The 25896-nt window shown below is 51.8% G+C and carries 11 protein-coding genes; 9 read left to right on the plus strand and 2 right to left on the minus strand.

Translation table 11 applies throughout. The annotated features are described in order from the left end of the window. The first annotated feature begins 82 nt into the window (after positions 1-82). Positions 83-1225, plus strand: a complete 1143-nt coding sequence (locus CFLAV_RS02335) for a glycoside hydrolase 5 family protein (RefSeq protein ID WP_007412993.1) — start codon at positions 83-85, stop codon at positions 1223-1225. Positions 1226-1312: 87 nt separating this feature from the next. Next, positions 1313-2359, plus strand: a complete 1047-nt coding sequence (locus tag CFLAV_RS02340; protein WP_202796822.1) for an aldose epimerase family protein — start codon at positions 1313-1315, stop codon at positions 2357-2359. 73 nt (positions 2360-2432) lie between these two features. On the opposite strand, the gene CFLAV_RS02345 is transcribed toward CFLAV_RS02340, so the two are convergent. Further along, the gene (locus tag CFLAV_RS02345) at positions 2433-5042 is read right to left on the minus strand and encodes a glutaminase family protein (RefSeq protein WP_007412995.1); all 2610 of its coding nucleotides are present in this window, start codon (positions 5040-5042) and stop codon (positions 2433-2435) included. Positions 5043-5166: 124 nt separating this feature from the next. Next, complete coding sequence (locus CFLAV_RS36330) at positions 5167-6030, minus strand: type II secretion system protein (RefSeq protein ID WP_007412996.1); 864 nt, start codon at positions 6028-6030, stop codon at positions 5167-5169. A gap of 388 nt (positions 6031-6418) precedes the next feature. Here CFLAV_RS36330 and CFLAV_RS02355 point away from each other — a divergent pair, with 388 nt between their 5' ends. The 7 genes from CFLAV_RS02355 (at position 6419) to CFLAV_RS02390 (ending at position 25872) form a co-directional block, all read left to right on the plus strand. Then, positions 6419-8218, plus strand: coding sequence for a beta-L-arabinofuranosidase domain-containing protein (locus tag CFLAV_RS02355; protein WP_160164459.1), 1800 nt, complete (start codon positions 6419-6421; stop codon positions 8216-8218). A gap of 273 nt (positions 8219-8491) precedes the next feature. After that, complete coding sequence (locus CFLAV_RS02360; RefSeq protein WP_007412999.1) at positions 8492-11545, plus strand: sensor histidine kinase; 3054 nt, start codon at positions 8492-8494, stop codon at positions 11543-11545. Then, positions 11542-12177 (plus strand): response regulator, encoded by a 636-nt coding sequence (locus CFLAV_RS02365; protein WP_007413000.1) that lies wholly within the window; start codon positions 11542-11544, stop codon positions 12175-12177. The genes CFLAV_RS02360 and CFLAV_RS02365 overlap by 4 nt, the downstream gene beginning before the upstream one ends. Before the next feature lie 19 nt (positions 12178-12196). After that, the gene (locus CFLAV_RS02370; protein WP_007413001.1) at positions 12197-14482 is read left to right on the plus strand and encodes a glycoside hydrolase family 2 protein; all 2286 of its coding nucleotides are present in this window, start codon (positions 12197-12199) and stop codon (positions 14480-14482) included. A 301-nt stretch (positions 14483-14783) separates the two neighbouring features. Then, complete coding sequence (locus CFLAV_RS02380) at positions 14784-19331, plus strand: LamG-like jellyroll fold domain-containing protein (protein ID WP_007413002.1); 4548 nt, start codon at positions 14784-14786, stop codon at positions 19329-19331. A gap of 188 nt (positions 19332-19519) precedes the next feature. Further along, complete coding sequence (locus CFLAV_RS02385) at positions 19520-24313, plus strand: LamG-like jellyroll fold domain-containing protein (protein WP_007413003.1); 4794 nt, start codon at positions 19520-19522, stop codon at positions 24311-24313. Then, on the plus strand, positions 24310-25872 hold the full coding sequence (locus tag CFLAV_RS02390; protein WP_007413004.1) for an alpha-L-arabinofuranosidase family protein: 1563 nt from the start codon (positions 24310-24312) through the stop codon (positions 25870-25872). Before CFLAV_RS02385 ends, CFLAV_RS02390 begins: the two co-directional genes overlap by 4 nt. Positions 25873-25896: the final 24 nt, after the last annotated feature.

The following is a 25896-nucleotide window of genomic DNA, read 5'->3' on the forward strand; positions in this document are numbered from 1 at the left end:
TTCATTAGGCACAAACTCGGTGGAACCATCCCATGCGACTCACATTCACGTGGTTCATTCTTCATAACACAACGAACAACTTATGAAAAAGCAGATCGTTTATCGTGGAAGCCTGGTTTTGGCCATGCTTCTGGGAGTAGCAATACAGGTCTCAGCCGGAGAGCAATGGACTGCCCAGAAGGCCCAGGACTGGTATGGGCAAAAAGGGTGGGCTGCGGGTTGCAACTTTACGCCGAGCACAGCCATCAATCAACTCGAGATGTGGCAGGCAGAAACGTTTGATTCTGCGACCATCGACCGGGAGCTGGGCTGGGCTCAAGACATTGGATTCAATGCCGTGCGGATTTTTCTGCACAACATTCCCTGGGAGGAGGACAAGCAAGGTTTCTTGAAGCGAATCGATCAGTTTCTCACGATCGCTGACAAGCATCACATCAAAGTGATCATGGTGCCATTGGATGCGGTATGGGATCCTTATCCAAAGGCGGGCAAGCAGCGCGATCCGAAGCCGCATGTTCACAATTCCGGCTGGGTGCAAAGTCCCGGCGTCGAGATTTTAAAGAACCCGGCTCGCCACGACGAATTGAAAGGTTACATCCAGGGAGTGATCAGCCATTTCAAGGATGACCAACGCATCCTGGCGTGGGATATGTTCAACGAACCTGATAACATGAATCGTCCGGCGTATGAAGCCGCTGAACCGGCAAACAAAGCGCAGTTGTCATTGATGTTGCTCAAAAAAGCTTTCGCCTGGGCGCGCGAAATCAACCCATCCCAACCACTCACCGCAGGTGTTTGGATGGGCAACTGGGAACTGGCTGACAAGCTCCTGCCAATGGAAAAGTTTTGTCTCGAACAGTCGGACGTCATTTCTTTCCACAACTATGGGAATCTGGAGGATATGAAAAAATGTGTGCAGAATCTTAAGCGATATCACCGGCCGGTTGTGTGCACTGAATATATGGCTCGCCCGCAGGGCAGCAGGTTTGATCCGATACTTGGTTATCTGAAGGAGGAAAAAGTTGGAGCCATCAATTGGGGTTTTGTGAATGGCAAGACACAAACGATTTATCCGTGGGACACCTGGACCAAGAACTACACTGCGGCACCCAAAGTGTGGTTTCATGATATTTTTCAGCAGGATGGCACTCCTTACGACGCTAAGGAAGTCGCCTACATCAAGAGTGTGACTTTGAAAAACGAAGTAAGCTCAGCAAAAAGGTAAAACAGTAGATGTGAGTTTTGTGCTGGCCCTCAAATCTGTGCTACAGTCTTTTGATGGTGCGGCTAAATGGCATCAGTGGGAATGTTTATGCATAAAGGGATTGAGAAATCGCGGTACGGTAAGCTTTCGAACGGGACAGAAGTCGAGCTTTACACCCTGCAGAATGCAAATGGCATCATCTGCAAGATCATTACTTTCGGGGGAGCGATTACCGAAATGCACCTGCCAGACCATGAAGGAAAATTTGCCGACGTGGTGTTGGGGTATGATGATCTGGACGGCTATGTAAAGGATACTTCCTACTTCGGGGCACTCATTGGGCGCGTGGCGAATCGAATCGCAGAAGGCAAGTTCGAACTGAATGGCAGGAGTTATACCCTTGCAAAAAATAACGGGCCGAACCATTTGCATGGTGGGCCGAAAGGGTTTCATAAAGTTGTTTGGCAGGCTGAAGCGTCCAATACTGACAAGGGGGCAGTGCTGCGATTGACGTACACCAGTCCTGATGGCGAGGAAGGTTATCCTGGTGCATTGAAAGCTGTGGTCACTTACACGCTGAATGACCAGAACGAACTGCTGCTGGATTATGAAGCGACGTCGGATCAGCCTACCCCGATCAACCTCACCAATCACAGCTATTGGAATCTCGCGGGTGGCGGGACAATTCTGGATCACTTGCTTACATTGGAAGCAGATAGATTTACGCCCGTGGATGGGACGTTAATTCCCACTGGAGAAATAAAACCGGTGAAGGGGACGCCGATGGAGTTCACTACAGCAAAAAGTATCGGTGCCGATTTGCAAAGAATGGGCGGCTCGCCGCCAGGCTACGATCACAATTTTGTGTTGAATGGTGGAACCAAGGTGAATTTGGCGGCGCGGTTGGTTGAGCCAAAAAGCCGTCGTGCTCTGGAAGTCTGGACTGATCAGCCGGGAATTCAATTTTACAGCGGTAATTTTCTGGATGGCTTGGTGAAGGGGAAACGGGGGGACTTTTATCAACGCTACACGGGCCTTTGCCTGGAGACGCAGCAATTTCCAGACTTTGTACACCATCCAAACTTTCCACAGAGCATATTGAAACCGGGGGAAATTTACCGGCAGAATACAGTTTTCCGTTTTCTGGTAATTTAAGCAGGGCTCTCTGTGATTGTTGAGATGGCTGCTTCCATTCAGGAAGCAGCCATCTCTTTATCCGCTGCCGAAATTATTGCGCTTTGGAGAGCCGCTTGTCTGCTTCCATTACGCTGACGATCCCAATATCAATGTTTTGGCCACCGGTGGTTTGATGACAATGGGCCGCGAGGGTGATTTTCGCGCCCGGTTTGAGCAGTGACAGGGCTTGCGGGATGATTTCGAAAGGTTCGTAACCAGTGTTGAACCCCTGTTCCCTGGCAGCCAAGACCCCATTCACATAAATCTCCACGTCCTCGTCGTGATACACGAGGAATTGGAGATTCCCGCTGCTTTCCGTTGGCATGGTGAACTCGCGACGGATCCAGATGTCATCACTGTTCCACTGGGTGCGGATTACAGCTCCTGGTGGATTGGTTCCAAACCCGGCGGCGCCTTCCTTCCAATTCGTCGTATTAAAATCGGGCTCAGTCCAACCCGTGGGAGGCTTTTGAGTGGTATAGCGCCATAGGACAGGGTTTTTCTCAGATGTCGAAACGACTTCCTTGATTTGAGGCGGTTCCGGCAGTGCGGCCCAGTTGCCCACTTTCAAGTGATCACGGCTGGCCCATTTTTTCCACATGCCTTTATCCGAAAGCATCTTGATGAAAAGGCCACCCACAACTGGACGGGCATGCATGCCGTCACTCTTGATATCATCGGTGATGTAGGAATCGGCGAGGGGGCTTCTTGCACTCGTCTGATTTAAGTAATCATAGATCGGAGAGATGATAGTTTCAAAGTCTTCCTGGTTATCAGCGAGAGTGGCGCTCCAAACTGACCAATCCGTCTTGGTGAGGTGGGTGCGGGAATCAAGCGGCACGCCGTACCGTTGCATCACCTTCTTGTAATAAGAGACTTCCTTCTGCGCCACTTCCCGTGGGAAGACATTCAGACCAAGGATTCGGTCCCAGGCGAGATTATATTTTTGACTCCAGGTATTGGGCTTGTCAAAGGCCAGGCGGTAATGATCGCCTTCGGCGGCGGCCTGCATCCAATGGGCTGCATCCGTTTTGGCGAGCTTGGCGTACTTTTCTGCGTTGACCAGGTCACCGCGCATCCGGCAGAGGTCACCGTAAGCGGCAAGGCCCAGAATCGCTTTGACCGAGAGGTTGGCATTGTGAGCCAGGTGCCCCATGAAATCATCCGTGCAAAGCTGATTTTCCGGATCCAGACCGTATTGTTCCAGATATTGTGCCCATTGGGTAAGTTGTGGCCACCAGGGAGTGACAAAGTCCGCGTTGCCTTCCGATTGAGCAATGGCATCGCAGAGCAGGAGCATATTGCCGCTTTCCTCAACCGGCATGCCTTCGCCTCCGTCATCGGTGCCGCGGGCGTTTGGATAGGTGCCAAGGTCATGCGGAGCATTTGGAAACTTCCAGTGCCATGAGGCTGCGTAGCTAAGAATGGGAACGACGGAGGCCTTGGCCAATGTGGGGCTCAGCAGAATCAGCACAGGGTCCATGGGATAAAAGACATCCACCGTGGCAATGTCGCCGTTGCTGGTGTTTTCCTTGGTGAAGAAGAGCGGCTGCTTGTTGGCATCGGCAGCCAGACCACAAGCGGCGAGGCATTGACGATAAGCGAGGGCACAAATCTGAGCGTAGCGGCTACCTCCCACTTTGGTCAGGTCAGCAGTGAGTTGTTCGTCAAATTCTGCGCAACGCTTCGACAGCTTGGGATAATCCTTTGCGGCCACCTGAAAGAGACTTGCAGGAGTGGCACCATTACGGCGCCAATAGGGTTGCAACTTTTGACCAAAATACTTGATGGAATAAACTTCATCATAGGCGATCATCACCTGGCGCATGATGGGTTTGGCCGCTACTTCACCGAGATTGAAAACAAAAGCCAGAGCTGGTTGCTGATCGTGGACGGCGCGCGGCATCTTCTTTATATCTTCATCGGGCAAATCTCCATTGCGTGCAAACGAGCGGGCCATGGTTTCGCCGGAGCCCATGGAGCTTTTGGACTGCGCCGCGGGGGCTGCTACATAAGCGTAACCCCAGTTAATCCGATGATCGTCACCGGAGGAGCGGAGAACAGGTTGTTCCTCGGTGCCAACTTTTAACAATGTAAGATCGCCGGCTTGTTCGCGAGCCCAGGTTACCTGTTCCTGTTCTTGATTGACGACCAATTGCGAACTGGTGCTGTCATATATTTGAACCTTATGTTTGGAGCCATCGACTGAGTGCACGCTCCAGGTGAGATAAGTTACGGGGCGGGCCAATACCTCCAGATCATCGGGCAGAGCAGGGGTCATGAAAGTGAGTTGGACATGCACGCCGGTGTCTTCAAATTCATAAATGCTGCGCGTTGGGGTTACTTGCACGCTGACTTGAGGGAAGGCGGGAATGTCTTTCGGGTTGTTCCCCATCAAGCGAAAAGCCTTTCCATCCACTCGAATGAGGCTGCTGAGCGAGTGCTCATGGTGGGTCCAATGACGAGTGGCATCATCGGTCAGATGATCGGCCTCAGACCAGATGCTGAAATAAGGATCACTCGTGACCAACGGGACTGCCGGAGGGCGAAAAGCTGGGGCGGCATGAGATGTTTGAACTGACAGTGAGGAGAGACACAGAGCGACAGCAGCCAGAATAGAGGCGCAGTTGTTGGTTGCCGGAAATGATTTGGATTTCGTCATGAAAATAGGGTTTGTGGCTTGTGAAAAGTGGGTTTATCCATCCTTGCTAAGCGTGGGGAAACTCCAAGAGCCCTGAATGGATTATGAGATTTACAACTTAAATGTTAGGGATAATTGAGACGAGCTATTGGTCCAATATTGCTTCTTGAGTTGGATTAACTGTCCAATATGGCGTTGAGATGTCGTAATGAGGCTGGTTATCATTGTTCCAGCGACGGCGCCAAAGATCATTGTAGGGATTAATAACATCCTTCCGCAAAGGTCGGTCGGCATGCGAATCGCAAAACAGCATGTCGGTGCGTCGGCTATGCCGATTGGAGGGCCATTGGTCCGGTTGAGTCGGATCCATATTTCCCTCCCAGGTATGCGTGGTTTTCTGCCCTTGGCTGTCGCCGAGCATGATCATTTCGGTTGGAGCCACGACCATGGTGTCCGTCACGATACCTTTATATTGGGTGCCGTCGACATCTCCTCCCAGACCCAGTTGCGGGCTATGGCCCAAATCAAGACCCCAATCATTGTAAGCCAAGGAGAAACGAGAATTGGATGTAACCGCCCAAGGATTTGTGCCAAGGCCCAGGGTCTTGTTGACATTGGTATCCCAGGCGCTGTCGGGACTTGCTGCCGGGCATTGAAACACTGCACGGTTATTCCCCATCTCAGTCAGGAGCCGTTCCGGCCACACATAATAAAAGCTAGGCGTCGTGGAAACGCATCCTGGATAGGCTTTGTTGTCATTTATATATAGTGCCAGGCCAATACCGATTTGGCGCAAATTGTTGATGCAGGCAGTTTGTTTTGCCTTCGCTTTAGCTCTGGCCAAGGCAGGAAGCAACAGTCCTGCAAGGATGGCAATAATGGCAATGACCACCAGGAGTTCAATCAGGGTAAATGCTGAGCGACCGCGGCATCTTTGGGTTCTTCCGATTCGACGACCTGCGCGATCTAATGGCCTCTTAATGCCGATTTGGCAGCTTTTAGTCTTCATATCTCAGATGGTTTCGACGACATTCGCACAATCCAGTTCTGGTGGTGTTATGGGAATATATAAGACAAACTCGAATTGTGAATGTCACATGAAAAGGCCACAAGCAAGGACCTGGAATTACTGCTATTAAAGACACAACTCCATGAACAAAATGTTATGTATGTGCCGATGGCTCCAAGCAGCCTGGGTTGCCGGTTTGTGTTTACCTCTAATTGTTAACGATGCCCCTGCCAGCGGCATGCAACCAGGAAACACAGATTTTCCGGGCACAAAGGGATGCGTAACCAACAGGTCTCCACTGGTTGCGACTCCGTTTTTTAAGTTGCCAATTGGAGCAATCAACCCAAAGGGGTGGTTGCGACATCAACTGGAACTTGAGGCTGCGGGTATGACAGGGCATCTGGAGGAGATTTCGGGATGGTGCAAGTTCGAGGGGAATGCCTGGGTGAGTTCCGACGGCAAGGGGCACAGTGCGTGGGAGGAGGTTCCCTACTGGCTTAAAGGTTACGGTGACCTTGGCTACGTGCTCAAGAATGAGAAGATTATTACTGAGGCGCGCAAGTGGATTGATGGAGTTCTCTCCAGCCAGGAAGCGGATGGTTATTTCGGGCCGAGGGCCAACAAGACAGGGTTGAACGGCAAGCCCGATTTATGGCCGCACATGGTGATGCTAAATGTATTGCAAACCTTTTACGAGGCCACTGGAGATGAGCGAGTCATTCCTTTCATGACCAAATACCTAAAATGGTTGAACCAGCAACCGCCTGAATACTTTGGGAACGGTTACTGGCCCAAGATTCGCTGGGGCGACACCATTGAATCGGCCTACTGGTTATATAACCGTACCGGGGATACATGGTTACTGGATCTCGCCAAAAAAATTCATGAACACATGCAGGATTGGACCAGCGGGGTTCATGATTGGCACAATGTGAACATTGCCCAGGGATTTCGTGAGCCCGGTGTCTATTACCTGCAAGCAAAAGATTCCAGTTTTCTGCAGGCAGTTGAGAATAACTACGAGCAGGTCATGAATGCCTATGGGCAATTCCCTGGAGGAGGTTTTGCAGGAGATGAAAATTGCCGACCGGGCTACACTGATCCGCGCCAAGGTTTTGAAACCTGTGGGATGGTTGAATTCATGCACAGCTTTGAAATGCTGGAGAAAATCTCAGGCAATCCGGTCTGGTCGGACCGCTGTGAGGAGATTGCCTTCAATTCATTGCCAGCCGCGATTACTCCGGACTGGAAGGGGTTGCATTATCTGACTTGCGCCAACCAGGTTCAACTCGACAAGGGAAATCATGCTCCTGAGATTAATAATGAGGGCACGATGTTTTCGTTCAGTCCTTTCCAGGTCTACCGCTGCTGTCAGCATAACGTTTCTCATGGTTGGCCCTATTATGCGGAGGAGCTTTGGTTAGGAACGAGCGACCATGGATTGGCGGCCTCGCTGTATGCAGCAAGCGAAGTGAGCGCGAAGGTAGGAAATGGTTCGGTCGTCAAAATAGCGGAAGAGACTGATTATCCTTTCGATGACACCATCACATTGAAAATTTCAACACAGAAGTCGATCAAGTTTCCGCTGCATCTTCGCATCCCAGGTTGGTGTGAACAACCAACTTTTAAAATCAATGGCAAACTTGCTTCGGTGAAGACACAAAAGGGCAGCTTTGCCATCATTGATCGCAAGTGGAAGGATGGCGATGTGGTTTCATTAAGGCTGCCGATGAAAGTCGCGGTGCGACATTGGGAAAAGAACCACAATGCAGCATCCGTCGATTACGGTCCGTTGACATTTTCATTAAAGATTGGCGAAAAGTGGAATCGATATGGCGGGACGGATACGTGGCCGGAGTATGAGGTCTTCCCGGGAACCGCGTGGAATTATGGGTTGGAATTAGACGGGAAGAATCCGGGTTCATCCTTCAAGATTGTAAAGCGGGCTTTTGATTCGACTGCGAATCCATTCACACAAGGAACCATGCCGATCGAACTGCATGTGCAGGCGAAGAAAATTCCGGGCTGGAAAGTGGATGATCATGGCATGGTTGGGAAATTAATGGATAGCCCCGTAAAAAGTGAAGAAGCGAGCGAAACTGTCACTTTGATTCCGATGGGCGCCGCGAGGTTGCGCATATCAGTTTTCCCGGTCGTGGGAGTAGAAGGGCGGAACAGTCAGCATTGAAGTAACTGCGCGTCAAAGCGATACGGTTCACGTTGGGATCCGATTTTTGCGGTTCCGACTGGCAAGAGCTAACAATTCTTTACAGTCTGGGTGGCCGATTTGGCGGCTTTTTGGCACTAATCTTATGACACCGATCCCAGAGCGTCACAAGCATCCTGCATCGTTTCAAGGAGGATTCAGCAACGAAGGCTTTATTTTTCAAGCCGGACTTATAGAATCCAAGTCAGAATCGTGCATAGACCTTGTTACATTTTTTGGTGGCTCCTGTGCTTTATGCTGTCGGGTTGGACTGGATTGGCGCTGGCGAGTGAGCCGCAGCTTTTGCCGCCGGACCTCAGCTTGAAAAGCTGGACCCGGGAGGACGGTTTGCCGGCAAATTCAGTTACTGCCGTGCTGTTGACTCGTGATGGTTACGTTTGGGTAGGCACACCGAATGGGTTGGCCCGGTTTGATGGTTTGCGGTTCGTTTTGGTAAAGCCATCCGGAATGAACTCAAACGACCTAATCCGTGTCACAGCCCTTTGTGAAGATTCCAGCGGGCGGCTCTGGGTGGGAACACAGGGAAACGGTTTATACTGCTACGCAGAAGGAGTTATCAAGAAGTTCAGTCGCAGCCACGAGTTGCTCGATCCGACCGTGACGAGCATCGCAGAAGACCGGAATCAAAACCTTTGGATTGGAACGCCATCCGGGCTGAACCGGTTTGAAGGATCCCGAATGGTGCGGATTACGAGTGCCGATGGGCTGCCCAACGATTTTATTTCAAGTATAAACATTTCCCGTTCAGGCAACGTTTGGATAACCACCAGGGGGGGCATGTGCCAGTATAAAAATGGCAAGCTGCTGCCGCTCCCCTTCGAGGCTGAAGGATTTAGCCGCAGCCCGGAATTCATTGGCGTTTACGAGGATGATAAAGGAAGCCAATGGGCATTTGGAGACACCTACCTGGTGAATCTGGACGAGGGGAAGCGGTTTAATTATTTCCGCCGGGGTGATAATTCATCGTTCCGCATTTGGACCATTTGCGAAGGACGTAACGGGCATTTGTGGGTAGGCACCAGCGGTGAAGGATTGTTTTGCTTTACGGGCGGTAAATTTCTTCCGCCGATTCTGCGTGAAGGACGCCTGCCCAGTGATGTGCGAGCTTTGAGTGAGGATCCCGAGGGGAACCTTTGGCTTGGAACCTACGACGAAGGATTGGTGCGCCTGCAACCGCGCAGTGTGCGATTGCAGGAAAACAGCCTTGGTTTTCCCCGGAGTCCTGCCACATGTCTGGCGGTCGGACCGGACGGTCGTTTATGGGGTGCGTTTGAACATGGTGGAATTTATTCCGGCACACCTGACCATTTTGAACGCCTAAACATCGAAGGAGGAGGAGAACCACAAAACCTGATTGTCTCGATGTGTGTGGCTCCTGACAACACCCTATGGGTTGCGACAATGGGCAATGGAGTTTCCGCAATCAAGGAGGGGTTGGTGACGCATTACAGCACAGCTGATGGTTTGTCAGATGACTCAGTTTTGGCGATGGCGGCGCAAACTGACGGGGGAGTATGGGCCGGGACTCGCGCCGGAAAACTGCATCGGTTCAAGGATGGATTGGCGCTAAGCGTTGGGCGGCAGGAGGGGCTATCCGGCAAACCAATCAGCGTCATCCTGCCAGCGAAATCCGGGGAACTTTGGGTGGGAACAGAGGGTGGAGAGATATTTAGCTGGAGCAAAAAAGCGATTAGATTTTCAGCCGAAGCGCGTGAACTCTTCGGCAAACCTATTCGTGCACTGCATGAGGATGCTGGAGGGCGGTTATGGATCGGGAGCGCAGGAAACGGGCTCGCTTGTTTGTTCAGAGGCGCCTGTTTGAGATGGGGTATGGAGCAGGGCTTGCCTGACAATTCGGTAGTCGGGATTTTGGATGATGAGAAAGGGAACCTCTGGCTGGAGACGGGGAAGGGTATTTGTGCCATTTCAAAGACAGATGTGGAACTACTGGTTTCCGGCAGGGGAAATGTGCGCACCAAGTTGCTGCTTGAGGCTGAATCGATACCGAGCAGTTCACTCGGCAATGGATGGCCGCGAGTAGTGAAGTCGACTGAAGGCAAGCTTTGGTTTGCGACGGCCAATGGAGTGGTGGTATGTGATCCCAAGGGATTGGGGCCACTTTCCCGGCCGCCGCCCGTCTATATCGAGGATGTCATGGTTAACGGCCAACTGCTATCCGCCGGGTCACACCAAGGCAGGTCAAGAGAACCGCAAGGCGGGTTGCTTAAGAATGACCCTGACATTGCGAAATTGCCTACCAATCTGCGATCACTTGAGGTGCAATACACCGCGATCAGTTTTGTCGATCCTGAGAAGATACGATTCAAACATAAACTCGAAGGGTTTGATTCCGAGTGGGTGGAAGCTTCAGACCGGCGGGTTCGTTACGGCAAGTTGCCCTATGGAAATTATGAACTGAAAGTGCAGGCATGTAATGCCGAAGGAGTCTGGAATGAAACGGGAGCTAACTTTGCGTTTGTCGTGCCCACTCCCGCATGGCTTTCCTGGGAGGCTATAACTCTGTATGGGCTGGGAGCAGTGGCATTGGTTGCCGGGGCTGTCCGGTGGATTTCCTACCGCAGGTTTGGACATCGTCTCGCGCTTTCCCATGAGCAACAGGCAATGGAAAAGGAACGAGTTCGAATCGCGCAGGACATGCACGATGAGATTGGTTCCAAATTGACCAAAATTTCGTTTTTGAGCGAGAGAGCGAGAGGGGAAATAAACGGGAATGTCACCCTGGCAGCGAAGATAGAATCGATCGCGCATACCTCGCGCGATTTGCTGCTTTCACTTGATGAATTGGTCTGGGCGGTCAATCCGCGCAATGACACCCTGGAGCACCTGGCGGCCTACCTGGGACAATATGCTGTTGAATATCTTCAGAACACGGCGGTGGAATGCGAACTGCATATTCCGCGCGAGCTGCCGCACCATGCAGTGTCGGCCGAGCTGCGGCACAATCTATTCCTGGCATTTGAAGAGACGTTAAACAATGCCTTGAAGCATGCGAAGGCCTCCCGCATATCCATTACGATGGCCATGGAAACTTCCCAGTTCAGCATTGAAATTGAAGATAACGGAATGGGTTTTGATATTTCGGCCACGACTTTGGCCAATGGAAATCGGACAGAAAATGGAAAAATTATATATGGCAACGGATTGCTTAATCTCAAAAGCAGGCTGTCCAGCGTGGGCGGCCAATGTGGCATTCAGAGCAAACCCGGAAAGGGAACAAAAGTGGTGTTAAGCATACCTGTAGGAGCAACAAGTAGAAAGAAGCTATGAGCAAAGTGATTACAGTCTCAATTGTGGATGATCAGCAGGACATACGTGAAAACATTGCAGGATATGTGGGTGGGACCAAAGGTTTTAGCTGTCTCAGCTCCTATGCGAGCGCGGAAGAGGCTCTTCCAAAGCTGGCCAAAGACAAGCCTGACGTCATCCTCATGGACATCAACCTGGGCGGGATGAGCGGAATTGAATGCGTGCGGCAACTAAAGCCGAAGATTCCGACAACACAGATTGTCATGCTCACGGTTTTTGAGGATACCGAAAAGATTTTCAGCGCATTGGCGGCAGGAGCCAGCGGGTATTTGTTGAAACGGATGCCGCCTTCCAAGTTGCTGGATGCCATCCGGGAGGTAAATGAAGGGGGTTCCCCAATGTCCGCGCCCATCGCACGGAAGGTGGTTGAATCGTTGCAGGCCACGCGACCGCCAAAGCCCGATGACACGGCTGAACTGTCGCCACGTGAACGGGAGGTGCTGGAGGGGCTGGCCGAAGGTTGCGCTTACAAACAAATTGCGGACAAGCTTGGAGTAAGCATTCATACCGTGCGGAATTACATCCGCCGGATTTATGAGAAGCTGCATGTGCGATCCTCCTCGCAAGCGGTCGCGAGATACTACCGACATTAGAAAATAGTTCATTATCGAAATGGCAAAAGAAAAAAAATCCGGATTCAGAATCAATCGCGTGACAACGCGCGCGACCGTGGCGGCCTGGGTAATGCTGATGGTTTTTGGAGTGGTGCGAACGGTGGTTGCAGAGGGATGGGAAGTGGCGAAGGGGCCGTTGATGACTCGTTGGGCCAAAGAGGTGAATCCCACCAATGCTCATCCGGAATACCCGCGTCCGCAATTGGTGAGGGCTGATTGGCTGAATCTGAATGGACTCTGGGATTATGCAATAACCCCCGGTGGGACATCCGAGGTTAAATCCTACCAGGGAAAGATTTTGGTTCCGTATCCATTAGAATCCGCGCTTTCAGGAGTGATGAAGCATTTGGATGAAACGAACAAACTTTGGTATCGTCGGACATTTACCGTACCAAGGGAATGGTCCGACCGCCATGTGCGTCTGAACTTTGGAGCGGTGGATTGGCAAACCTGGATTTACGTCAACGGCAAGGAGGTGGGAGCGCATCGTGGAGGGTACGACGCGTTTAGCTTTGATATCAGCGAATATTTGAAGAGGGAGGGGGAGGAAGAGATTGAAGTGGCCGTAATGGATCCCACTGAAGGCGACCAACCGCGAGGCAAACAATCCCGTAAACCGGAAGGTATATTTTACACACCCACCTCGGGCATATGGCAGACCGTGTGGCTGGAACCGGTATCGAAAGTGTGCATTGATAACCTCAAGCTGGTCCCGGATATCGATGCCCAGGTGCTGACAGTCAAGGCGGGGGTAAACAGTTTAGCTGAGAATGTGATGGTTGAAGCGGTGGCGCTGGCTGGCGGCAAGGAAGTGGGAAGAGTGGTGGGATTGGCGAACAAGGAATTGTCGCTGAGGATTAATGCGCCGCATCTCTGGACTCCGCAGGATCCATTTCTATACGACCTGCAGGTGACACTCAGGCAGGGAGGACGGAAGATTGACAGTGTCGACAGCTACTTTGGAATGCGCAAGGTGAGTTTGCGGAAGGATTCCCGGGGGATCACACGCATTGCGTTGAATGACGTGCCGATATTTCAAATTGGCACGCTGGATCAAGGTTTCTGGCCCGATGGCATTTACACTGCGCCGACGGATGAGGCGCTGCGCTACGACATAGAATTTCTGAAGCAGGCCGGGTTTAATTTAACGCGCAAGCATGTCAAGGTGGAGCCCGATCGCTGGTATTACTGGTGTGATAAACTGGGACTGTTTGTATGGCAGGACATGCCCAGCGGAAACAATGGCACACCGGAGGGGCGCGCTGAGTTCGAGGGAGAACTGAGGAGAATGCTCCAAGGGTTGCGCAATCATCCCAGCATTGTGATGTGGGTGTTATTCAATGAAGGGTGGAGCCAGTATGACACGGAGCGATTGGTGCAATGGATAAAAACATTAGACCCCACACGGTTGGTTGATAATGCAAGCGGTTGGACCGACAAACATACGGGAGATGTGGTGGACGCACATAGTTATCCAGGACCGGAAGCGGTGCTGGGGGAGTCAGGCCGGGCAGCGGTGCTGGGGGAGTTTGGAGGGTTGGGATTGGGAATGGAGGGGCACCAGTGGTCGAAGCAATCCTGGGGATACCAGATCATGGGAAATGTGGAGGCATTGAATGAACGGTACTGTGCGTTGATGAAACGCGTATGGACTTTTCACGAGTATGCGGGATTGAGCGCGGCAGTTTATACACAGACAACGGATGTGGAGACCGAGTGCAATGGCTTGCTGACCTATGATCGCGCGGTTGCGAAGATTGATTTGAAAGTGGCTCAACCGGTGACCAGTGGAGCCAGGCGTGAGGCCTCGATGCAAATTGTCATGCCCGATGCGTTATGCGGTATGGTGACGTGGAAATATAGCTTCGAAGTGCCGGATACCAACTGGATGATGTTAAATTATGATGCAGCAAACTGGAAGGAAGGCCCGGCAGGTTTTGGCACATTTGGTACACCTGGATCGATGGTGCACACGAAATGGAACACGTCGGATATCTGGTTGCGAAGGGAATTTACCGTCAATGAACGAAGCCTCGATGCGATTAAGTTTGAATTGCACCATGACGAGGATGTGGAGGTTTATTTGAATGGGGTGCTGGCCGCGCAAGCGAGCGGTTTTGTGACGGATTACTATCAGGTGGAGCCGTTTTCCGAAGCGGCGGCCACACTGCATCAGGGAACCAATCTGATAGCGGTCCATTGTCATCAGACAGGAGGGGGCCAGTACGTGGATGTGGGGATAGTCAGGTCCGAGACCTTGCCAGCAGCAAATTCTAAAAAATAGCATCCAATGACCTAAGGCTTCCTGGATTTCAGCAGTGGAAAGTTTTCCAACGGATCAAGTCAATTACTTCGGGGCTCTTTCCATGGCTTCGGCCACTGGACCTTCGGATAAGAAGCTGCCTGGGAGTGTAATATGCCTGCGTACAATTTTGAAAAGTCTGGGGATTCCTGCAAGAAACGCCAACGGGTTTGAAATATCAGGGGACGATTTCGCCTGTGGCCATTTTATGGCACACGACAGCTTGAGAGCCCGTGCTAGGATTTCCGCAATCCCTGACCGAACTATCGGTTCACTACGAACTATGAAGACCATACGCACATTTGGTGCCTGCGCTTTTGCCATGGCGGGCCTTGTAATGCAGAGTCGCGCTCAAATTCAGACTGCGGGCACGCTGCTTGTTAATATCGATCCATCCAGCATGCCGACAGGCTCGTTGAGCTGGATTACGAATTCCGGCTCGGTTGGCGGAGTATTTGAAGCCACTGGCATTGCAACTGACAGCCTGCCACAGATCATCAATGTGGGTGGCAGTGGTGGAACGTCGGGAATCATGCTTGACCGGCAGAGTTTCATGCAGCATGTGGCGGCACCAGGCGGGGCGGTTGTGCCCGCGCCAGCGAGCGTGGTGGGAGTGAATCCACCCTGCTCAATCGAAGTTTGGGCGATTAATCCCACGGTGAGCACTGAGGAAGCCATGGTGGCCTGGGGTGCGCGTGGATCGAATGGGCGGGACCGTGCATTTATCTATGGAACGAGTGGCGGATTTGGCGCTGCCGGACAATGGGGCAATGCAGACCTTGGCTGGAACAATTCGGGTGGCGCACCCGCTGCTGGCGTATGGCATCACCTGGTTTACACATATGATGGAACGACCACGCGGGTTTATGCTGACGGCGTGCTGTCAAACTCCGAGGACGACTCTCCCTATGGTGGCTTAAACATTATTGCTGGCACACCCATTACACTGGGCGCACAACGCGAAAGTAACGGCACCGTTTCCACCGGAGCCGGGCGCGCTTCGCTGACACTTGGAAAAGTGCGCATTCACAGCGGCACGCTCACGGCTTCACAAATTTCAAACAACTACAATTTTGAAAAGAATTCGTTTGTGCTGGGAACACCAACTCCGCTGCAAACGTTCCCGATTCACCGGTATACTTTCAACATGGCGGCAACGAATGACGCAGTGGGAATGACGGTGCCTGACGTGGTTGGTGGTGCTGATGGCGTTGTACAGGGAATTTATGGCACTGCCACTGCTGGTTTTAATGGCTCAAGACTTTCCCTTGCTGGTGGTTCTTCAGCGACGGCGCCTTATGTGGATTTGCCGAATGGGTTGGTATCCAGCTTGAGCACGAACAATGGCGGGCCTGGAAAAGTCACGATTGAAGGTTGGGTGACCGCGACCGGATCACAAGGCTGGCAGCGTATGTTTAGTTTCGGCAATAACACCGCGGGTGAGATTTCCGGTCCAGGGGGCACTTTTAATGGAACCACTGAGTTGATGATCTCTCAAAATGGCGGGGATCAGAATACCCTGCACGTAACGGTGGACGCGGTCGGTCGGGATACTGGTGGAAATTTTGGGACCGCATTTCCTTCGCTTGCGCTGACGTATTACGCGCTGACGTGGGACGAAGCGACAGGGGAAGTAACCGTTTATCAGAATGGCATTGAATCGGTTCGCCTCAAGGCCGCCGATCCATTTACCGCCGTAAATGACGTGAACGTTTGGTTGGGGCGCTCCAACTGGAGCGGGGATAACAATTTGCAGGGCAGCTATGACGACTTCCGTATTTATAACCGCGTGTTGAGTCCTGCGGAAGTATTAAACGATTATCAGGGCGGGGCCAATACTGTGTTAGTGTCACCTGGCCCAATTCAAACGGTTCACTTGCAAGTTCCTCGCGCAAATATGGTGGCGGGAACCTTCCAGCAGGTATCGGTTAGTGCGGATTTCCAAAACGTGACCAATGTCGTGGTAACCACCAAGGCTGGAATCGTATATACCTCCAGTAACACCAACGTTGCCACTGTCTCGGCGAGTGGATTGATAGTGGCCGTGAGTGCCGGCACAGCAACAATCACGACAACCTACCAGGGCAAATCGGATAGCTCGATCATAACGGTTGTGCCAGTCAGCGCCACCTTGCAACATCGCTACAGCTTCACTGCAGACATTAGTGATTCAGTTGGCGGCCCGGCGTGGGATGGGACCGTTTTCGGTGGAACATCGTTTGACGGACACCAAGTGGTGTTGGATAGCGCGAGCGGGAGCTTCGTGCAATTGCCGTCCGGAATCATCAGCAATCAGGATGCTGTAACCATAGAAGCCTGGGCCAGTATTGGTGCAAATGCAAACTGGTGCGAGTTGTTCGCGTTTGGTGACCAGAATGGTGCCGGGCAGGGCCGATACCTGATGGCGTTCATCCCGCACAGTGGCGGTGCGGATGCCCGCATGACGATTGCGGATGGTGACCCGGGAAATACGCATGAGCAGTTTACAGCACGACCAGGTGTCCTGGATGGCCAGTCGAACGTGCACATCACTGCGGTTTACAATCCGTTGGCCGGCACGGAGAATCTCTATATTAATGGCCAATTGGTGGGCCAAAACACCAATGTGAACATTTTAATTTCGGGAGTTCAGGATGTTTACAGTTATCTTGGACGGTCGCTCTATAATGGCGATCCATTGTTCAATGGGGCGATTGATGAGTTGCGCATTTATAATGGCGTATTGACTCAGGATAAAATTGCACTGGATACCGCGGCTGGACCGGACGCGATGGTGAGCAATCCGGGCGCCTTGCAATCGGTGCACTTGTCGGTAACCAACCAGATGATTCTCAATCTGACACAACAGGCGTCACTGGCAGGAAATTTCGCCAATGTGACGAATGTGAATCTGTTCTTTTACGGAGCGCCCACGGTCAGTTCCGCAAACACCAACATTGTGACAATCAGCCCAAGTGGTTTGATCAAAGCCGTGGCACCCGGAACAACCACGGTGACGGCGTCCTATGGCGCGTTCAGCGATACGCAGACAATCACGGTGAGCATTCTGCCTGCAGTGCTTGGGCATCGATATAGCTTTGCAGTAGATGCGAGTGACTCAATTGGTGGGCCAACCTGGGATGGCGCGCTGTTTGGAAATGCCACAATTGCCAATGGACAACTGGTATTGGATGGCGCAGGTAGTTTTGCGCAACTCCCATCAGGCATCATCAACGGCTATTATGCGTTGACGGTGGAGGCTTGGGCAAGTTTTGGGCAGAACAATGGCTGGGTGAGACTGTTCGATTTCGGTGATCAGACAGCTCAAGGTGGTGGGAATACCACCGCATTCTTCTCTCCGCACGACGGCGGCAATGCGATCCGCGCCAGCGTTTCAGACGGTGCTCAGGGACAATTCGCGAGCCGTGCCGGGAACCTGGACAACCAAACCAATGTTCATGTGGTGGTGGTGTTTGATCCGACGGCTGGAAAGGAGCTGGTTTATATCAACGATCAATTAGCAGCTTCGCTGAATGGCCTGAATATTCCGCTGTCGGCGGTGAATGATGTGAACAGCTGGATTGGGCGTTCGATGTTTAACGCGGATCCATTTTTGGTGGGATCGATTGATGAGTTACGCATCTACAGTGGTTCATTGTCCGCAAGTCAAATTGCGCTCAATGCTGCCGCGGGACCAACCAATCTGGTTTCCAGTCCGGGTGCATTGCAGGCTGTGCATCTGAATGCAACCACCAACATGATCGTGGATCAAACTCAGCAGGTGCAACTGTTGGCTGATTTCGCGAATGTTTCCGGTGTGAATCTGTTCACATATGCTACTCCAGCCCCAACCATTTCCTCAAGCGATACAAATGTGTTGAGGATCAATGCCAGTGGATTTGCGACCGCTGTCGGACCGGGCAAGGCAATACTCAGCGTCACTTACAATTCGTCGATCTACACGCAGAGTGTGACGGTGGTGACAACGCCTTTCGCATTGAAGCATCGCTATAGTTTCAGCGATGCAACCAACAGCACCACGGTGGCTGATAGTATCGGTGGTGCAGATGGCACTTTGAATGGCGGGGCAGCGCTTAGTGGCACCGGCTCACTTACTCTTGATGGCGCAAATGGCTATGTGCAATTGCCTGCAGGAATTATTTCGAGCTTGACCAATGCCACGATCGAATTCTGGGTGACGCACAGTACGGCGGCAAATTGGCAGCGTGTTTTCGATTTTGGTGAAGACAACGGAGCCGGCAGTGGTCTGGACTACCTGTTCTTTGCAGCGCAAGGCGCGCCTGGATTCCGGTTCACGGTGAAATCACCAACGGGTGGAGAAAGTCCCATTCTGGACGGTCCCAGTGGCCTTCTGGTGGGAGTGGAAACACACATCACCATCAACTACAACGTGAGTGCCGGGGTTGCCTCAGTTTACCAGAACGGTCAATTCGTGCTCTCGGGCGCCATTACCACTCCGCTGAACTTGATTAACGACGTGAATAACTGGCTGGGACGTTCCCAGTTCGCAGGGGATTCGTACTTCGGTGGTGTTTACGATGAATTCCGCATCTATGAAGGCACACTGACGCCCGCCGAAGCGGCAGCGAGTGAAGCACTGGGCGCGAATATTCTTCCGTTCCCCAGCATGCAGGTCGTCGCTACCGGTGGAAGCATTCAGCTCTCGTGGCCAAGTTGGGCAGCCCGGTACACAACCGTGCAATCCAGCCCGACCGTGGGATCCGGGGCGGTATGGACGAACGAAAGCCTGACACCAGTTCGCAATGGCGATGTCATTACCGTGACGTTGCCGAAGGCCGGGCAGATGAAATACTACCGGCTTAAGAATTAGTTTCCGCAGAGAAGGATATTTTGGCGGAAAATCGATGGTTTGCAGGGGAGCGCGGACTGAGTCCGCGCTCCCGAATTTCAAGAGCTCGTGCTAAATGTAATTTTAAATCTATTTTCGCGTAGCTGCAGCAAATGTAACAACTTGTTTTAAGCCACAAACGGCGGAGTTTTCGCCATTCTTACTTATTTATGTCTGTTTTGGGAAAAGAAATGCCGGGTCGTAATTCGTTGTCTTCCGCCAATTCTCAAGACCAACAAAGTGCACCTATTCAAGTGGTTTTTGCGGGTTTGCTTTTGATTTTGCTGTGCCTGCTGGTTCGAACTCCGCTGCACGCACAGTCCTATGGTTTGGATATTGCGACTGCGGTGGGGCCGTACCTCAACAACATTTTTCCGCATTCCGCACCCAACACAACCGCGAAGTGGGATGTTGAGGTGGCGTATACCAACATGGTCTTCGATCAACCCATGTATATGACCCCATATCCCAGGACAAATTGGCAGGTGCTGGTGGAAAAGCCCGGAATTATTTACATCTTTCCCAACCGGCGGGACGTGGTGACAAATGATCTCAGGCTTTTTTTGGATATCCGTTCGCGGCTCTACACTGTGTCAGATTCCGGCATGACTGGAATTGCCTTCCATCCGGAATTTGGACAATCGGGGTCAACGAATCGCGGCTTTGTTTATGTGACCTACAAATGGCGACCAAATCCGGATCTGGGTGCCAATAGTGATTATGCTTATATGCGGCTTTCCCGCTTTACGGTTCCTGATGGTCAAATGGCGGCGGACCCGAATTCTGAAATGATACTCCTGCAGCAGCTGGACCTGCAGATGTGGCATGATGCCGGGTGCTTGATGTTTGGCCAGGATGGCTTTCTCTATTTCTCAATTGGCGATGAAGGTGGCGCTAATGATCAATACAATGTAACGCAAATTATTAACCAACGCCTGATGTCCGGGATTTTTCGCATTGACGTAAATAAGAATTCCTCCTTGAGCCATGCGATTCGACGCCAGCCATTTCATCATCCCAGTACACCGTCAGGCTGGCCGGAAAGTTATTCTACAAACTATTTTGTCCCGAACAATAATCCTTTCGTAAATTCGGATGGCAGCGTGCTTGAGGAATACTATGCCTTGGGACTGAGGAACCCGTATCGCTTTTCGCAAGATCCGGCCACTGGACTTATTTGGATTGGTGAAACCGGACAGGACACTCGTGAGGAATTGGATTTCTTGACTCCGGGCGCCAATTACCAATGGCCTTATCTGGAAGGTATTTTTCCCGGTCCCAAGACTAAGCCTGCCACCATTATCGGGACGGAGAAGCTTCCAGTTTGGGATTATGGTCATACGAATGGCAACGGGTGTTTGATAGGTGGTTACGTCTATCATGGCACAGAGCATGCGCCGGGGCTGACCGGAAGGTATATTTGCGTGGATAATGTTTCAGGCCGCATCTGGGCTATAAGTTCCGATGGCAACACGCTGGGTTCTGTAGAGCAGATTGCAACCATGCCTTCGGGATCGGTATATGGGGGAACTTCCTCCTGTGGATTTGATGCGAATGGAGAAATTTATTTTCTTAAATTTGGCGGCGTGGGGGCTGGACGCATTTTCCAACTGAAAACTGTTACTTCGTTCACTCCCGAGCCCCCCGCACTGCTTTCACAGATCGGCGCATTTACAGATCTATCCAGCCTCAATCCAGCGCCGGGTCTTCATCCTTATACGGTGAACACACCACTCTGGTCCGATGGGGCAGTCAAGAAGCGTTGGATGGCCGTGCCCAACGATGGCACGCATGATACTGCGCAAGAAAAAATTGTATTCTCGTCAACAAACGAGTGGCAATTCCCGAAGGGAACTGTATTCGTCAAGCACTTCGAACTTCCGGTAGATGATTTAAATCCAGGCAATACGAGGCGCGTGGAAACCCGTTTTGTTGTGATGGACGATTCGGGAGGAGTCTATGGCGTCACTTACAAATGGCGCGCAGATGGATCAGATGCCGATCTCTTGCTCACCGGAACGAATACTGACTACCAGATCAGCGGTTTAGGAGGCACGACACGGACGCAAACCTGGCAATTCCCCAGTCGACAGGATTGTCTGACCTGCCATAACGCCAATGCCGGGTATGTGTTAGGAGTAAAAACCCACCAACTCAATTGCAGCCTTTTTTATCCGGAGACCGGCCGCACGGATAATCAGCTCAGAGCGTTGGGGCACATCGGGATGTTTGGCTCGAATTATAGTGAGGTCCAAATTACGAACTATCTCCAGTCCTTTTCCATTTCGAATACGACGGCCTCGTTGGAATCGCGCGTGCGTTCCTATATTGATGCCAATTGTTCGCAATGCCACAGGCCCGGTGGTGTGCAGGCTTATTTTGATGCACGGTATGCGACGCCTTTGGCGCAGCAGGGGTTGATCTATGGCCCGACCTACACGTTCATCAATGATCCGTCTGACCAGGTTCTGGTTCCTGGAGACATTGCGCACTCCATGATGCACAACCGGGCCAGTCGGGTGGGGCAATTTCAAATGCCGCCGCTGGCCAAGAACGTCGTGGATACCAACGCAATTCAAGTTCTGGCCGATTGGATCAACAGCCTGCCTCCCGGTCCAGGTGTTGCTTTGGTCCTTGGAGAAGAACCAGGAGATTCGGTGGTCACCGGTCCGTTTAATGTGGATGTGGAATTTACAAGGTCGATCAGTGGTCTTACCTCAAATATGTTCCAAGTTGTCAATGGACAGATCATCTCGTTTTCTGGTAGCGGCACCAATTATACCTTGAGGATTAATCCCCAAAATGAAGGGAGCATCACGCTGCAATTGCCGGGAGGTCAGGTCCTGGATGGAACCGGACACACCAACTATCCCTCCAATTTGCTGGTGGTGGATTATCACAACCTGGATTCGTTTCTGCTGACGTGGCTGCGCTTTGATGAGAGTTCTGGTACTGTTGCGAGCGATGCATCCGGCAATGCGAATAATGGTGTCCTCTTCAATATGAATTCAGGTGCATGGGGACCGGGTTTGTACAATGGGGCTTTGACGTTTAATGGAGTTAACAATTACGTGGAGATCAGCAATGCCTTGAGGCAGGATTTTACCATTGCCTGCTGGATCAAGACGGCGCAAACGTTTCCGGTCGCTGAAAATAGTTATGATGGAACGGGAATTATCTGGGCAGACGTGGGCGGTCCAGCGAATGATTTTATTTTTGGAGCGACTCGCAGCGCCGCGGGCGTGAACCGACTTTCATTTTTTACTGGAGGAGGCGTTGAAACCTCGATCAGTGGGACAACTGAAATTAGTTCCGGCCAATGGACGCATATTGCAGCAACGCGTGATGGGACCACGGGCGAGATGAAGATCTATGTAGACGGCCAGTTGGATGCGACGGGAATGGGCAGCAGTGGCAGCGCCCTGAATGCGAATCCGGTGATTCACATTGGTGGCAATACCCTTGATGGAAGATATTTTGCCGGAGTGATCGATGATGTGCGTCTTTACTCTCGAGTCTTATCAAGCTCCGAAATTCAGGGCGTGATTGCCATCAACGTTCCACCAACCATGTCTCTCATTGCATCGCTTGCCGTCAACAGGAATTCCACCACCGGGCCAATCAACTTTATCGTGGGTGATGCGGAAACCCCGGCAGATCAATTAAGTGTTTCGGCCGCATCGTCCAATACAGTGTTGGTTCCGAATCAGAACATAGTGCTTGGCGGCAGCAGTGCGAATCGCACAATTACTGTAACACCGGTGGTCGGCCAGATTGGTATGGCGACAATCACGGTTACGGTGAGCGATGGTTTAGCCACTGCACAACAGACATTCGCGGTAACTGTAAACGGAACGTTCGCCGCCTATTACCCATTCGATGGCAATGCCCAGGACATTAGCGGCAATGGCAACAACGGAACTATCAACGGGAATGCGACGTTTGTTACTGGCAAGGTGGGCGCTCAAGCCCTGAATATGGATGGCGTCAGTGGTTATGTTCAGATTCCGAATTCAATTAAAACCAACTTCACCATCGCATTTTGGGCCAAGACAACGACGACGGGTGGAACCGGGCAATGGTTTAATGGCAAGGGATTTGTTGACGGCGAAGTGGCTGGGGCGACCAATGACTTTGGGACTTCTCTCATCGGCAGCAAGTTCGGATTCGGAGTGGGAAATCCGAATACCACGATTTCTTCCATTAGCTCTGTCAACGATGGAGTGTGGCATCACCTCGCGGCGACGCGGGATGAAAGTTCGGGGCAGATGAATCTGTATGTCGATGGAGTATTGCAGGCCACTACCACTGGACCGACGGGGCCGCGGTTGGCTTCAGCTGGATTGAGAATTGGAGCGATTCAAACGGGTGGAAGTGGAAGTTTTCTGGCTGGAATTGTGGATGATGTGCGTCTTTACAATTATGTCCTTTCCTCGAATGAGATCATCGCATTGATCAATACCACACCGACGCTTGCGGCAATTTCGAATCGGACGATACTTGCCGGAAACATACTGCGAATTACCAACAGCGCCACCGATCCTGATCTGCCGCCGCAATCGCTCAACTACAGCCTTGTTGCGGCTCCGGTCGGAGTGAGTCTGAATGCAACAAGCGGTGTTTTGGTGTGGCGTCCTGCAATATCGCAGGGAGGGACTTCGAATTTACTTAGCTTGAGAGTTACGGATAATGGCACACCGAATTTGAGTGCCACCCAGAGTCTTTGGGTCACGGTGACTCGTCCGTCGCAACCGGGATTGAACTTGCAAACTCCCGGACCCGGCCCGTTCAAATTATTCATTTCCGGTGACGTAGGACCGGATTATACAGTTTTGGGTTCCACCAACTTGATAAACTGGACGACAGTCTGGAGCACAAATTCGCCGCTCACACCATTCCTCTTCACGGAACCCAATGAAACAAATTATGATCAGAGATTCTATCGCGTGATTCTTGGGCCATGAAAAGGAGAACCTTTTTGAAAAACTGCACCGGTCTGGCAGCAGGGCTGGGACTGAGCGGAGAACTAAGCAGTCTGGCCGCGGCACAAGCAGGTGAAGCCAGGGATTCCGGCAATGCAATCGTCGTGGATACAAAACCGCTGTTCGACATTTCTCCTTATCTGTACATGCAGTTCATGGAACCGCTGGGAACAACGGATTCCTCCGTGGAGGCATCCTGGTCGTATGATGCTGATGATTGGCGGAGAGACTTTATTGAAACCAGCAAAGATTTGGCGCCTGATGTGGTTCGTTTTGGCGGATTGTTCAGTCGATATTACAAATGGCGCGAAGGAGTGGGGCCGGTGGAGAAGCGCCCCTGGATGCGCAATTATGTCTGGGGTGGAAAGGAAACCAATCGCGTTGGGACGCATGAATTTGTCGATTATTGCCGGCGCATCGCAGCGGAACCGTTGTATTGCGTAAACTTTCTGAGTGACGGTTTTCAACATTACGCGCACACACGGGAAGGGAATCGCACGGCCGATGCGAAAGAGGCAGCGGAATGGGTTTCGTATGCGAATGATCCGGAGAGCTCTGAGCGCAAAGCACATGGTTACGACCAACCTTATGGGATTAAACTCTGGCAGTTGGGAAATGAAACGAGTTACGGAAAGGGCGGGTTCACCCGGGATCAATCCATTGCAGCAACGCTTGAATTTGCGAAGGCGATGCGTAAGCGTGACCCAGCAATCCAATTGATCGGTTGGGGTGACAATGGGTGGGCAGGGGAGTTATGTAAGCAGGCAGGTGAGCATTTAAATTATGTGGCGATCCACATGATGGGACAGACACCGATGCGCAAGGACACCGTGTTGAACGGCTTTGAGTATCAAAATGCACCGGAACGGGCATGGGAAGAATTAATGGAGATGGTGCACGAGCGCGTCGAAAAGAAGCTTCTGGCGCTCGAAGCTGAGTTGGATGCGCATCAATCCCAACTGCCCATCGCCATCACCGAGGGGCATCTAAGTCTCACACCACACAACGCCAATCCGCTTCTGACCGAATGGCTGACGGGTGTTTATCACGCACGCGTTCTCAACCTCTATCAACGCCATGGTGACCGGGTGAAGATTTGCACCGCCGCTGATTTCAATGGCTCGCGTTGGACCACCAATGCTTTGATCCTTCAGGTGCCAGGAGGCGTCAGTTATCTTCTTCCCGCGGGTGCGATCATGCGCTTGTTTAAAAAGCATAACGGAAAGCAAGGATTGAAAGTCAGGACACTGCCTTCGAGTCTGGATGTTGCCGCCAGCCGGACAGGTAATAAAATCTTTTTGCATGTGGCCAACATGGACTACTCACGAGCGATTGATACGACCTTTGCAATTGATGGAATGGTTGTCACTGGCGGCAGAGTTTTCGAGATCGCGCCGGAAAATCCCCGGCAGGAAATCAGTCACAAGAATCCGGATGTCTTCAAGCCCAGGGAGCGAGTGCTTGCAAAGGAAGAGATTTTGCGCTGGCGTTTTCCTGCACGCTCGGTAAGTGCGGTCGAGTTGGATTGTGTCCCTTCATAGAAGCAAAGGCGAACATTACATTTT

Source organism: Pedosphaera parvula Ellin514 (assembly GCF_000172555.1).
Lineage (GTDB): Bacteria > Verrucomicrobiota > Verrucomicrobiia > Limisphaerales > Pedosphaeraceae > Pedosphaera.